Here is a 13,039-nt window from a genome sequence, read left to right on the forward strand (position 1 = left end):
TTGAGGCTGGAAAAACGCCTTGATACCTCGGCAAAAAATTCACTAATTTTTATAAAAGCTATTTAGATTTTTTAGCGAAACTGTCTGCAATTGGCTTTGTACTTATACCGTGAATAAATACACTAAACAAAATAGTCGTCATTGCTATTGTCGCTATTTGATATTTGTTTTCTATTTGCGTATCAATCACCATCAATGTAAAAACAATTGATGCTAATCCTCTTGGTCCAAACCACGCAAATGTAAAACGCTCTTTAATATTCAATGCCGTAAACTGCAGTGACAACATAACTGGAATTATTCTAATCAATGTTGTACTTAACAAAGCGTAAATTATAATTTCAGTATTTAATTTCGGAATAACTAAGTAAGCACAAACAAACCCGAACAAGCACCAAATCATTAGCGATGTAAAATCTGCAATGTGCTCTGAGTCTTCAATTAATTCTCTTCTAACTTCTTCAGTCGAAAATTTATCAAATAATAAGCCTGCAATAAACACCGCAATAAATCCACTGCCATGAAAATACTGAGTGACAGAAAAAACAGCCATAGCAAAACCGAGTAATAAAAATGGACTGGTATTTTGTGCAAAGTAATGACGTTTCATTGCAAAGTTTAAACTCGGTATAAAAACAGCGATACTTGTAATAGCTATTAATAGAGCCAGGCCAAGCTCTCGGCCAAACACACTTAATGTTTGTGTTGCAGTAATAGCTGAGTCAGGATTTTTAGCGAGTAATATAAATATTAAAAATATGGGCACACATAATCCATCGTTCAAACCACTTTCAGTATTTATTCCTTCGCGTATTTTTTCAGGCACTTGTGTACTTGCTAGTAACCCTTTACTTAATGCCGCATCGGTAGGTGTTAAAATAATAGCGAGCAACGCCGCTTCAATAAGTGAAAGCTCAGCAAAGAAAAATAAAGCAACAGCAATACCGAGTAATAAAGTTAAGGGTAGGGCAACAAACAACAGTAAACTAGGATACTGAAAACTATGCCTTAATACACTTAACTTTGATTTAGCTGCATCAGAAAATAAAAATATACTTAGCGTAAGCTCTATAAATGGTAATAAAAGATCAACGCCTTCTTTTATTTTATCCCCTTCGTTGGGTAGCATTAAAGCTAAACATATTCCCCCAACAACAAAAAACATTGGGCCTGTTACTTCTGTTTTTTCTAACTGGCGAAGTGTTAAAGAATAAATTAAAAATAGTCCGCCTATAAATGATATTACTAAATACTCCATTAAATTTTCCTTTTAAGTCCTGATTTTGCTCGCTCTTTAATATTTGTTTGAATATAAATTTGATCGGTAGTCGCAATTTTAGAATGGCCTAAATCTTCTGATAAATGTTTGAGCGGTCTGGTTTGCGCATCATGTGTAGCACCAGTATGACGAAGCCAATGTGCAGTTGCAGCGCCAAGTTGTTCAGCGTCATCTTTAAAACCATCATCAAGTAATGATTGCTGAGCATAATCAAAACTTTGTTGAACTAAACGCCTAATTTGCCTTACGGTCATACCACCTTGACCGCGAATTTTATGAACTAACGGCTCAGATTCATCAACCCGAGGAAGGGCAGGTAGACCTCGATATAATCTGTATCGTTTTAAATATTCAACAAAATCATCACTTAAGGTTACATCTCGTAATTTATTACCTTTACCCATTATACGTAAAAACCAAAATCCATCATTATCTTGCCAAAAATGAGACATGACCGGCGACCATTGTGGGCGCTCAGATAATTCTGAAATTCGTAAATAAAGACCTTTTAAGCAGGCAAGCGTAAACAAATTTCGCTCAAAATCAGGGTTATGTTCGCATAAATCACGCGTTACACCAAAAACGTATTCCCATTGAATATCACTTAATGTATCAGGAATTTGAATTTGTGATTGAACAACTAAATACGGGCTATTTTTTTTAACAACAGGGACAAAGTTCGCGAATGTTTTTTCTTCGAGTAGGGCAAACTTATAAAATACATTTAAGGCAGTAAACATGGCCGATAAAGTTTGTTGACTAGCAATGGATTCTTTAAGCATAAAAGGGCGCCAATTTTGGTTTAATCGACGAATTCCTTGTTCATCTTTATAACGCCATTGCACTGAAGTTGCAGCCCATGCTTTATCGGGTTCAACCATAAAATCAACGTAAGCTTCAATATCTTCACGTTTTAAATCGAATACTGATTTTTCTGCTATTAACCACGACCATAAATAAAAGCGTTCAAGTTCATTTCGAAAACGGCTATAAGTCGCTTCTGATTTTCTGCCATAAACATATAAAAACTGATATAAGAATGTCAGATCGGCTTTTGATTCAGTTACAGTCAAGCCAACTTCCTGTATAAAGGATGCAAGTTCTGGGTATTCTGAATTTAGAGTACCGTCATCTAGATGGGCAATTTGATATCTTAATTGTTTTAACGTATCAACCAAAGCAACAAGCATAATGTATAAATATTCAATTAAATAATAGGCTTACAGAATAACGTTAAAGTCCGATACTGTCTAGTATTGGACATAGTAAAGCTCTAATTATTTTAATACTGTGATTATTCTATGGTTGTTGGTTGCTATATCTTATTAAGGAAAACAATATGAAAAAACTAATTATACTAAGCATACTTGCTTTAACTGTTGCGTTAACTGGGTGTGCTACTACAGGTAGCGCATCACCAAGCGAAAAACGTTCACTTGTACAAAGTATGAAAACAAATACATTAGATAAATTATACGCTGAAAAACCTGATGTTAAAAAACAAATTGCTAATTCGGCTGGTTACGCTGTTTTTGATAACGCGAACGTAAATGTTGTTTTAGCCAGTTTTGGTGGCGGTTACGGCGTAGTTAAAAATAACCTTACAGGTAAATCGACTTACATGAATATGGGTGAAGCCGGTTTAGGGCTTGGTTTAGGTGTAAAAGATTTTAACGTTGTAATGGTTTTTCATAACCAAGCTGCATTAAATAGATTTATTGAACATGGTTGGGCTTTTGGCGGAAACGCTGATGCAGCAGCTAAATACGAAGATAAAGGCGGTGCACTGGTTGCCGAAGCGATTGCAGATCAAGTGACTGTATATTCTGTAACCGAAAATGGCCTTGCACTACAAGCTGTATTAAAAGGTACTAAGTTTTGGGTTGATTCAGAGCTTAATTAACCACCAAATTACTCTCCTAAAAGCGGGCTGGTTTGTATAATCACGCTCGCTTTATTAAAACCCATGTAATTTAACATAACGTAATTTATGGGTAATCAGCTATCGGCTAAAATAATTTAACGTTTATAAAATACAATATACAATGCTTATCATCCTCTCTTCATTGTTTAATGAATATCAGAAAAGATATATAAAATATTTAAAGCACAAAATAAAACTTAGAACATTTATTTATCTAACCTACAAAGCCAGCTTTTAAATATAATTGGTGAAATATCTTAAAGAACAGGAAGTTAATAAAAACTTTAGTTTAAGTGACTGCACGGTCAATTAAAGCACTGATTTATAAGTCTTTTTATTTGTTTTCTTTCTGATATGATAGACTAAATAAATAAACAAGGATAAAGAAAATGCCTATCAACACGATAGATAACTTAACACTCATTGTATCCCTGGTCTCAGCTTTTATAGCTATAGCTATGTTTGTAATTGCGTCCATTCAAACTCGAATACAAAAACGTAATCTTAATTTAGCTCTTTTTAATAGCAGATATAAAGTTTATATAGATTCACAGAAGCTATATCAAGAGTATACTAATGGATATATTTCTGACATTACTTTTAGCCACTTTATTGCTTCATTTCATGCTTCAGAATTACTATTTCCATCAAAATCTGGAATTTATAAATTTCTAGATAAAGTACATGAATGTGCAGTATCTTTTAATGGTACTAAAAGAGCAATGCAAAGCACTGATGAACCAACTGTCCTAGAAATGATTTATGAATACAATAGAGAAGCTAGTTCTAATTTAAATTGTTTTTTAAAAGAGCTAACCAAGTTAATGAAGCCTTATATTAAAATTCATTAGTAACAAAAGACAAACTATATTGCTTTACAGTATTCTTAAGCGTTAGCAATAAGGGCTTTCGCCCTTTTCTTTAATATTAGTACCGTAATATTTAAATTATCAATTAACCACCAGACATAGAACGTCATTACTTGATAGATTAGATCATCAAATTATTTTCAATTCAACATTTTCTCTATTGAGTTTTCTGTCAAAATCATCAGCTAACTTCTCGGTCTCACTAAACACGGTATTCCAATATTTTATACGCGTGTCTGCATCAAGATCGGTAAAGTCATTTCTGTCTGGAATTTTTCCGTACGGTAAGCTTGCTATAAATTCTTTTGATGGAGTGATCATTACCACATTATCGTAATTAAGTGGTGATACTTTACGTTTTAAATTTTTATCGAACCACCCTGCTTTTGGCTCACTATTAAAATGCGGATATAAAATTAAGCCTGGGTTATTAATTTTTAAATCAAAGTGGTAATCAATTATTCCGCCATCGCGATATATTCCTTGCGGCGAGCCTTCAATATTTTTTATGCCTTGCATAACGAGTGGTATTGAACCCGATGCAAGTAACGCGTCTTTTAAATTATTTTGAGTAAGCGCTATGCTTTGCGTTTTAAAATTGTAGGTGTCGGTAATTGATAAGTCACTTGTTGCTGGGCCAAATATAAAACGCTCATACTGCGAGCCTAATAATTTTCGGTTAACGCGGTTAAGCATGTAACTTTTTGATAAACCCATTAACTGTATTAATTTATTTTCGCTGGCAATAAAGCCATTCGATTTTGCTACTATAAAGTGCGCTTTAAATATTGGGTTATTTATAATTTCGGTTACGCCGTTATCGCCAAAAACATCTTCAAGTAATGCGCGCGCTTTTATTGTGATTTCACTTGGTGTAGGTTTATTACTTGAATATCGCGTTTGCGAATACGATTTTGCTAAGCGCTCAATCGCAGCAACAGGATCGTTTTGTGCAAAACACGCAGAGCGAAAAGCGCCAGCAGATGAGCCAATTAAATTAAGTGGTTGGCGGCTTTTAAAAAATTCACCAAAAATATATTTATCTAAGCCAAATAATGTAAACCATTTAGGACCGCCACTTGCACCTAAAAAAGAGGTAAAAAGTTCAGGTTTAAAGCCCTGTTCGTTAATAATTTTAGCCGCTGTTTTCCCTGCGTGAATCTCGATCATCTAAAAAATTGTGCCTTTATTTTGGTTGCTATAGTTTTCTTACAATACTAAAAGTGAATATTTATGCAAATCAAAAAGCGACTTTATGTTGCCATAAAACCGCTTTTTATAGTTAAGTGTGCTGAATTAGTCCCAAATGCCGTCTTCGCATTTACCCTGTACTTTTACATCTTTTACTTTAAATTCGGGCTCTAAACCTTTGTCTCTTTGTGCGTGGTAATCGCTCGTAACAGACAAAATAGTCGGCGTTAACAGTATAATAGCGATAACGTTAACCACTGTCATTAACCCTAAGGCAATATCGGCTAAATCCCAGACTTCTTTTAATGTGGCCGATGCGCCCCACAACATCATTGATAAATAAAGCAAAGTGTAAATGCCGCGCCCTACTTTGTTGTCGAGCTTAAATAAGTGCAAGTTGCTCTCTGCATAGGCGTAGTTTGCCACTACCGATGTAAAAGCAAATAAGGTTATAGCGGCTGCTACAAAGTAAACACCACCTTGTGCTAAGTGAGCAGTCATCGCGCTTTGTGTTAAACGAATGCCTTCCATTTCGCCGCTAATGTCTATATCGGCTAATAAAATGATCACCGCGGTACAGCTACACAGTACGATTGTATCGAAAAATACGCCTAGCATTTGTATGTAACCTTGCGTTACAGGGTGATTAGGAATTGGGCTGGCACTTGCTGAAGCATGCGGCACACTACCTGCACCGGCCTCATTAGAATATAAACCACGTTGTATACCGTTTTTAATGGCTGCGCCCATTGCACCAGCCCCAGCTTCTTGTAAACCAAACGCCGATAAAAATATATCTTTAAGCATGGCAGGTACTTGCGTGAAATTTATAATAGTAATAATTACGGCAGCAAGTACAAACACAATGCCCATTATTGGTACAACACGCTCTGCAAATCGGGCAATTGCTTTAAAGCCACCGAGTATAATTGAGCCGGCTAGTACGGTAATGACCAGGCCTGAATAAAATGTAGGAACTTCAAACGCGTAATTAAGTGCGTCGGTAATTGTGTTAGTTTGCATTGCGCTAAACGTAAAGCCGTAACCTAAAAACAAACACGCGGCAAACACAATTGCAAATGCTCGGCTACCCAAACCTTGTTGAATATAATATGCAGGGCCGCCTCTAAACTCGCCGCCACTATCTCGCACTTTATATACTTGCCCAAGTACGCTTTCAGCAAAGCCTGTAGCCATACCCAATATGGCTATTACCCACATCCAAAATATTGCACCGCTGCCGCCAAGTGAAATTGCCACAGCCACACCGGCTAAATTACCAGTGCCTACTCGTGCGCAAAGCCCTGTACACAATGCTTGGAATGATGAAATGTCGTCTTTTTTACATTTGCTACTGCCTTTTAAAAGGCTAAACATATGTTTAAATTTAAGTATTTGAATTGCTTTTAGTCGTACTGAAAACCATATCCCTGTAAACAAGAGTATATAAATAAGTACCTGACCTTCTCCCCACAAAAGGTTGTTTACGCTTTTGACGACGGTATCGAACATTGCTAATTCCTTCTTATATTTTTATATTAGTATCCTGTTGCGGATATAACGGCTTTTGCTTACGACATCGACTTAAATTTTGGACGAATAAGGCAGCCATACTTTTTGCTGCCTTAAAACTATACATTATTTGTTTTGCAAATGAACTCCTGCAATCATGCATCTAACTGATCCACCAGCCGACTCAATGGTAGGAATCGGTAACGGTACAAGCTTAGCCGTTTTTTGTATGGCTGCTATTTGTGCTGTTGTGAGCGCATTAAATGCTGTTTGCGATAACGCTAAAATACGGCCATTGTCACCTTGTAACTCTATGGCGTTACCACAAAATTGATTAATTTGATCGAGTGATAAATCAATTACTTCGTGGTGGCTTTGTAAAAAATGAGTAACTAGCGCTTTACGCTCCTCACTTGGCACCATGTTTAAGCCAACCATTACAAACTCAGTTGCAACGCACATTAATACATTAGTGTGATATACCGCTGTACCTTTTTCATCATATGCATTAAATATAACGGGTTTTAATGCGAGCAAATTACAAACTGTATTAACAACCGATTGAGTTGTTCTTTTAGATTTTGCTGCATAAGCCAGTTTATATTGATGATCGAGAACCAGTGAGCCCGTGCCTTCTAGGAATGAATTTTCTTTCGATAAATGCGCATAATCAGTCACAACCGTCACTTTATAGTGATCCGTTAAAAAATCAATAATATCTTTTCGATATTCTAACCTTCTGTTTTCTACAAACATTGGGTAGATTATTAATTCCCCACTTTGATGAGTAGAAAACCAATTATTTGGAAACACAGAGTCGGGAGTCTGTGTTTGCTCATCTTCAAAAAGGTGAACTTTTACCCCTTCATTTTTTAATAATTTTACTGCATTTGTGACTTCGCTATATGCTTGTTCACTTTGATTTGGTGCTAAGCATTCACTTTGAAATGCATTGTCGAGCATTGTTTGTGGGTTAGACGTAAAGTGATGCGGACGTACCATAACAACCGCACTCGGAGCTTGATTTACGTGGCTCATGCTACGTGCTCTTGTGCTGATGTTTGCTCTGTATTAAGTACCGAAAACAAGTTGCGCGGATCGGCTTGCTGTGTAATTAAATCGAGCAATGTAAATTCACCGCTTTTAATAAGTTGATCGCGTATAAATACAAGCGCTGTAAAGTCTTCGCTCGCAAAGCCTACACCATCAAAAATAGTTAATTCGTCTTGGCTAGTACGGCCAAGCGATTGCTTATTAACGACTTTATGAAACTCAGTTACAAAAAAGCTTTCACTCATTTGTTGTATTTCGCCCTCTATTCGAGTTTGTGGCTCGTATTCAACAAATACATTAGCACGCTCAAGCAATCTAGCATCTAACTCTGTTTTACCTGGGCAATCACCACCTATGGCATTAATGTGCACACCTTGTGGGATCATGTCATTTGTTAAAATAGTGGCGTTAGTTTTATCAGCAGTACAGGTAGTGATAATATCTACCCCTTTTACTGCCTCTTGTACACTATTACAAATAATCACGTTTAACCCGCATGCACTTAAATTAGCAAATGCTTTTTTAGAGGCGCTTTTATCTATATCGTATAAACGAATATGCGTAATACCTAGTACCGCTTTAAAAGCGAGTGCCTGAAACTCTGATTGAGCACCGTTGCCTATTAAAGTAAGGGTTGTTGAGTTTTTAGGTGCTAAATATTTAGCTACCATTGCAGAAGTTGCGGCTGTACGTAGTGCTGTTAGTAAACACATTTCGCTTATCATAACCGGATAGCCACTATCTACATCGGCTAAAATACCAAATGCAGCGACTGTTTGAAGTTCTCTAAAGGTGTTTTTTGGGTGACCATTTACATATTTACAGCTGAACATTTGGCCATCACTCACTGGCATTAGCTCTATTACACCCTCTGGTGAGTGTGCTGCATAGCGAGGTGACTTATCAAACTCAGTCCAACGGGCAAAGTCGGTTTCTAATTTATGTGTTAGATCTAGCAAAACGTTTTCGACCCCTAAGCTATTTATAAGCTTAACCATTGCCTGAACGCTAACAAATGGAACGCCTTGTTTTGGCTGTGCTATAAAATGACTCATGCTGAAACCTCTTGAATAAATGTATTAGTTAATTTAAAACAAGTTTAGCGAGGCTATGTGCTATTTAATATGGCAATTAATTATACAAACTTTATTAATTTTTATCACTTTGCTATGCAGTTATGTACAATTTATGTATTTTGGTCAGTAACTTCTTTTAAAGGTTTGATTTATGACTCCTTATATTTATGACTCTCTTGATAATGCTTTGATAGCTGAATTACGAAAAGACGGCCGCGCTTCGGTTTCAGCTTTAGCCGGTTCTTTAAATGTATCACGCGGGACAGTTCAAAATAGGTTAGACAGATTAGTTAGCTCAGGCGCAATATTAGGGTTTACTGTACGCGTTCACGAACACATAGAAACAGAAGCTGTGCGCGCAATTATGATGATAGAAGTCGTTGGTAAATCTACCTCACAAGTAATTAAAACAATGCGCGGAATACCCGAGCTTATAAAATTACACACCACCAATGGTGCATGGGATTTAGTTGCAGAACTACAAGCTGGAAATTTAAGTGAGTTTGATGGAGTGCTAAGGCAAGTACGCGAAATTGACGGTATTTTAAATAGTGAAACAAGCATATTACTTTCATCAACTTAAGTTATTTTTAATATTTAAAAGAATACTTAAATGACACCCATTTATAATGTTTTAAGTATTCACAAGGCACTCCCAATTAGAATCCAGGGGTTAATAAATGTACAAATTAGGGTGGGTGTCATTTAAATAAAAGGCATTTAAATAAATATTACTGCAACTTTAAGTCGCAGTATTATTCATGATTTGGGTATCCAATTTGCTTAATTGTAACGATACTCGCTTTGTGGGTAGTTATGCGTATTGCTGATCTCAAATTGGCTTTGCTGCGCTAAATAAGACCGACCTGCAGCTAAGCCTAATTTATGATCAAAACGTAAATCGTTATTTGAACTACCTAATAATTTGCTATGCAGTTTTTCGTCTGCAAAAATTTGTATTATTTCCACATCACTTGGTGGATTTGCAATAAACTCAAGCTCATCTAAATACGCTTTCTCGTGCTGTATTAAGTAGTCCAATGTTTTTGGACAATAGCCTGATGCTATAGCAAATGTTCTTAGCTTTTGTACCCATGCAGATTGCGCTTGAAAATTAGCGTCAACCGTTCTTATTACAACAATTTTACGTGCACCTCGGTTGTAAGCTTCACGCACGGGAAGTGGTGCTGCTAAACCGCCATCTAGATAAAAATCGCTCTGTGCTTGTTCTTCAACAAGATGTGTTTCATTCGCTGCTTTTGCGTTTAACCAAGGTGTTAACTTTACACCTTGTTTGTATAAAAACGGAAGTGCGCTAGAAGCCTTTAACAAATCACGCCATTGACCACTATCACCTGTAGGCGATAAGTAATAAGCTTTTCTATCTCGTGCATTTGTGGCTGTTATAAGTAGTTCACGCTCACCTAAACTAGTTTTCGCTGTTTTGAAATCTATAGCTCTGTTTACTTCAGTGGTTTTGTCAAAGTACCAATCTAAATCAACTATATGCTTACCCACTAATCCACGACCAAGCTGAAAAAAACGCTTATTACGCGAAAGCCCTCTGATCAGGCGTTTAGCGTAGCCTTTTTGGCGCGCTAAGTAGCTAGTTAAGTTTTGCGAACCCGCTGAAGTACCAATGAATAAATCAAAAGGGTCATAGCTTTGCTCTAACCAAGCATCAAGTACGCCAGCTGTGAATATCCCTCGCTGCCCGCCACCTTCAGCAATCAGAGCAACTTTTGGCTGCGCTGTTTTGTTAACTGAATTAGCTGTTGCGGTGTTTAGAGAGTTCACGGTGTACCTGCCTTTAATTTTATGATGTCTGGTTTAATAGCTACATTATAAAAAACAAAAGTGATATCTTAAAATTGATTGTTTAAATCAGTTCAATTGAAAAAACAGAACGGTATATAAAGCAAAATATTTACTAAAAATAGCAATCAAATTTACTTTGAATATTTAAATAACAAATACAGACATCACTTAAAGTTAATAAAATGAGTTATAAAAGTTTAACTTTTGATGATGTCTATAATCTTAACAAGCCCAGAGTGTACGCTTGCTTAACTAACTATATTTTAGTGTTTTATTTCCATTAAAATTTCGAGTGCACGGTGGCGTTTTTCACTATCGAATACATCATTGGTAAATATAAACTCATCAACTTCTAGCTGTTTAGCTATCATCTCTAACTTGTGTTTAATACTTACATGTCCGCCTACTACGCTTAGACTTAAAAAGTTCTCTACATGAGCGCGCTCTTGTTCGCTCCATAACCCGTCCATGCTTTCAACAGGCGGTTTTAGCCACAGCTCATTACCGCGTATAAGTTCGAGTACACGTTGCTTAGAAGTAGTCGATAAATATTGCGCTTCATCGTCGGTATCTGCAGCCACTAAAGGCAGTGCAAGCATTACGTATGGCTTATCAAGTACGCTTGATGCTTTAAATTCGCGCTTATACAACGCTATTGCATCGTGCACAAAGCGCGGTGCAAAATGCCCTGCAAATACATACGGTAACCCTTTTTGCGCCGCTAGTTGCGCGCTAAATAAACTCGAGCCTAATAACCAAATCGGAACGTTTGTGTCCTCCCCCGGTATAGCACGTATAAGGTGCGTACCATTGTAAGGACCTAACAATGTTTGCAGTTCAGTTACCTCACCTGGGAAATTTTCTGCGCGGCTCATATCGTTGTTTAATGCACGACTCGTTACAGGATCGCTACCTGGGGCACGCCCTAGCCCTAAATCTATTCGCCCTGGATATAAGCTCTCTAATGTACCAAATTGTTCAGCAACAACTAATGGGGAGTGGTTTGGCAGCATAATACCGCCTGACCCAACGCGTATCTTTTTGGTATTACCTGCAATGTGACCAACCAAAATTGAAGTGGCCGCACAAATTATACCTGGCATATTATGATGCTCAGCAAGCCAAAAACGGTTAAAGCCAAGCTCATCAGCACGTTGAGCGTATTTAGTACTTTTATGAAGAGTGTTAGTAACGCTGTCCCCTTTGATCATGGGGGCAAGTTCTAATAATGAAAAAGGAATGGAATTCAACAAAATAGCAGCTCCTAAAAATGCATGCTAACAATGTATTACATCATTAGCATAAAACACTTAAATGGGTCTGCTATTAGGTCAATTCAAGTTACGCAGTGGTATTAGAGCAAAATAGGTATATGTTATTTTGCTCTAAGGTATTCAAGCAAGCTGTGCATCACGTTGGCGCAGCTTTTTATAGCCTTCTGAATCCACGCCTTTTTTCCAATACCCTGAGGAAACAATATTACCACGTGGTATATTAAATTGCTCTGTTAAGAATGTCTTTGCTTTACGCACAAGCCCAGCTTCCAATGCCATAAATACAATGGGAGGCTCTGCTGTAATGTGCAAATTTTGAAGCGCGCTAAGTAGCGCTTCGTCAGCATTGTCGGTAACAAGCCAATTAACATCGCGGCTTGTTTCTAAATCAATAATGTCTTTTTCGGTGGGTACATGTACAAAGGCATCAATTTTTGAAAATAAAGGTAATTGCTGTATATACCCCTTTATTGCATTTACCGATGTTAAATCTCCTAGCAACACATAATGCGAATGCCCATAATTATCTAGCTTTTTAGGGCCTGGGCCTGCAATACCTACCTCATCACCTACTTTTGCAATTTTAGCCCAGTCAGTTGCCGGACCTTGGTGCATATTTATAACAAAATCAAGTGTTAACGCGCCTGTTTGTGCATCTACATGCCTTATTGTGTAAGATCGCATACACGCTGTTTTTAAGTTAAAATCTACTTCACCATTTTTTGGGATCAGTACTTTTACATAGTTACCAATGTGCTGTGAGGTTAAGTCGTTAAAATCATCAGAGCCTACAACAATGCGTTGTAGATGTGGTGTGATTTGCTGCGTACTTAATATGTTAGCTTTGCGAATTTGTTTACCCATGCATTACCTCGTTTTACAAAACTTGGACTTTAATACCAACTTGCATAAATCTTTGATCAATTTAACAAATTAAATAGACCCCATATATAAGCAGATTGGTATAATAATTGGCTACTATAAAAGCAGACATTGCACAACGCCCCATTGGTTGATAAAATCAACTATAACAAATTAATTGA

The 13,039-nt window shown here is 36.9% G+C and carries 12 protein-coding genes; 3 read left to right on the forward strand and 9 right to left on the reverse strand.

Going from position 1 to position 13,039, the window contains the following annotated elements; genetic code table 11:
* Positions 1–58 precede the first annotated feature (58 nt).
* Together H5090_RS01680 and H5090_RS01685 are read right to left on the reverse strand one after the other, a co-directional pair.
* On the reverse strand, positions 59–1,258 hold the full coding sequence (locus H5090_RS01680) for a sodium:proton antiporter (protein WP_182694865.1): 1,200 nt from the start codon (positions 1,256–1,258) through the stop codon (positions 59–61).
* Positions 1,258–2,469 carry a tyrosine-type recombinase/integrase gene (locus H5090_RS01685; RefSeq protein WP_182694866.1) on the reverse strand — a complete coding sequence of 404 codons (1,212 nt, stop codon included), beginning with the start codon at positions 2,467–2,469 and terminating at the stop codon, positions 1,258–1,260. Before H5090_RS01685 ends, H5090_RS01680 begins: the two co-directional genes overlap by 1 nt.
* Positions 2,470–2,618: 149 nt before the next feature.
* On the opposite strand from H5090_RS01685, the gene H5090_RS01690 reads away from it, so the two are divergent.
* Together H5090_RS01690 and H5090_RS01695 are read left to right on the forward strand one after the other, a co-directional pair.
* Complete coding sequence (locus H5090_RS01690; RefSeq protein WP_024596516.1) at positions 2,619–3,182, forward strand: YSC84-related protein; 564 nt, start codon at positions 2,619–2,621, stop codon at positions 3,180–3,182.
* A 410-nt stretch (positions 3,183–3,592) separates the two neighbouring features.
* Complete coding sequence (locus tag H5090_RS01695) at positions 3,593–4,054, forward strand: hypothetical protein (RefSeq protein WP_182694867.1); 462 nt, start codon at positions 3,593–3,595, stop codon at positions 4,052–4,054.
* 147 nt (positions 4,055–4,201) lie between these two features.
* Here the strand turns inward: H5090_RS01695 and H5090_RS01700 are convergent, their stop codons facing one another.
* From H5090_RS01700 to H5090_RS01715, 4 genes are all read right to left on the reverse strand, one after another.
* Positions 4,202–5,242, reverse strand: a complete 1,041-nt coding sequence (locus H5090_RS01700) for a patatin-like phospholipase family protein (protein WP_182694868.1) — start codon at positions 5,240–5,242, stop codon at positions 4,202–4,204.
* A gap of 126 nt (positions 5,243–5,368) precedes the next feature.
* The gene (locus H5090_RS01705; protein ID WP_076924661.1) at positions 5,369–6,775 is read right to left on the reverse strand and encodes a sodium:alanine symporter family protein; all 1,407 of its coding nucleotides are present in this window, start codon (positions 6,773–6,775) and stop codon (positions 5,369–5,371) included.
* A gap of 126 nt (positions 6,776–6,901) precedes the next feature.
* Positions 6,902–7,813, reverse strand: coding sequence for a citrulline utilization hydrolase CtlX (gene ctlX, locus H5090_RS01710; protein ID WP_182694869.1), 912 nt, complete (start codon positions 7,811–7,813; stop codon positions 6,902–6,904).
* Positions 7,810–8,883, reverse strand: coding sequence for an ornithine cyclodeaminase (locus tag H5090_RS01715; protein WP_182694870.1), 1,074 nt, complete (start codon positions 8,881–8,883; stop codon positions 7,810–7,812). The genes ctlX and H5090_RS01715 overlap by 4 nt, the downstream gene beginning before the upstream one ends.
* Before the next feature lie 172 nt (positions 8,884–9,055).
* Between H5090_RS01715 and H5090_RS01720 the strand changes: the two genes are divergently transcribed.
* The gene (locus H5090_RS01720; RefSeq protein ID WP_182694871.1) at positions 9,056–9,487 is read left to right on the forward strand and encodes an Lrp/AsnC family transcriptional regulator; all 432 of its coding nucleotides are present in this window, start codon (positions 9,056–9,058) and stop codon (positions 9,485–9,487) included.
* Between the two features lie 200 nt (positions 9,488–9,687).
* On the opposite strand, the gene H5090_RS01725 is transcribed toward H5090_RS01720, so the two are convergent.
* The 3 genes from H5090_RS01725 to H5090_RS01735 form a co-directional block, all read right to left on the reverse strand.
* On the reverse strand, positions 9,688–10,701 hold the full coding sequence (locus H5090_RS01725) for a patatin family protein (protein WP_182694872.1): 1,014 nt from the start codon (positions 10,699–10,701) through the stop codon (positions 9,688–9,690).
* Between the two features lie 284 nt (positions 10,702–10,985).
* Positions 10,986–11,975 carry an LLM class flavin-dependent oxidoreductase gene (locus H5090_RS01730; RefSeq protein WP_024597585.1) on the reverse strand — a complete coding sequence of 330 codons (990 nt, stop codon included), beginning with the start codon at positions 11,973–11,975 and terminating at the stop codon, positions 10,986–10,988.
* 141 nt (positions 11,976–12,116) lie between these two features.
* Positions 12,117–12,860 (reverse strand): siderophore-interacting protein, encoded by a 744-nt coding sequence (locus H5090_RS01735; RefSeq protein WP_182694873.1) that lies wholly within the window; start codon positions 12,858–12,860, stop codon positions 12,117–12,119.
* Between the last annotated feature and the right edge of the window lie 179 nt (positions 12,861–13,039).

The organism is Pseudoalteromonas sp. SR43-5, from assembly GCF_014163835.1.
Lineage (GTDB): Bacteria > Pseudomonadota > Gammaproteobacteria > Enterobacterales > Alteromonadaceae > Pseudoalteromonas > Pseudoalteromonas distincta.

Bases quoted from the DNA above. Each gene is read 5' to 3' on its own strand.
- H5090_RS01685 (WP_182694866.1), bottom strand. From the start codon at position 2,469: ATGCTTGTTGCTTTGGTTGATACGTTAAAACAATTAAGATATCAAATT.
- H5090_RS01700 (WP_182694868.1), bottom strand. From the start codon at position 5,242: ATGATCGAGATTCACGCAGGGAAAACAGCGGCTAAAATTATTAACGAA.
- H5090_RS01680 (WP_182694865.1), bottom strand. From the start codon at position 1,258: ATGGAGTATTTAGTAATATCATTTATAGGCGGACTATTTTTAATTTAT.
- H5090_RS01695 (WP_182694867.1), top strand. From the start codon at position 3,593: ATGCCTATCAACACGATAGATAACTTAACACTCATTGTATCCCTGGTC.
- H5090_RS01705 (WP_076924661.1), bottom strand. From the start codon at position 6,775: ATGTTCGATACCGTCGTCAAAAGCGTAAACAACCTTTTGTGGGGAGAA.
- H5090_RS01720 (WP_182694871.1), top strand. From the start codon at position 9,056: ATGACTCCTTATATTTATGACTCTCTTGATAATGCTTTGATAGCTGAA.
- H5090_RS01735 (WP_182694873.1), bottom strand. From the start codon at position 12,860: ATGGGTAAACAAATTCGCAAAGCTAACATATTAAGTACGCAGCAAATC.
- ctlX (WP_182694869.1), bottom strand. From the start codon at position 7,813: ATGAGCCACGTAAATCAAGCTCCGAGTGCGGTTGTTATGGTACGTCCG.
- H5090_RS01715 (WP_182694870.1), bottom strand. From the start codon at position 8,883: ATGAGTCATTTTATAGCACAGCCAAAACAAGGCGTTCCATTTGTTAGC.
- H5090_RS01690 (WP_024596516.1), top strand. From the start codon at position 2,619: ATGAAAAAACTAATTATACTAAGCATACTTGCTTTAACTGTTGCGTTA.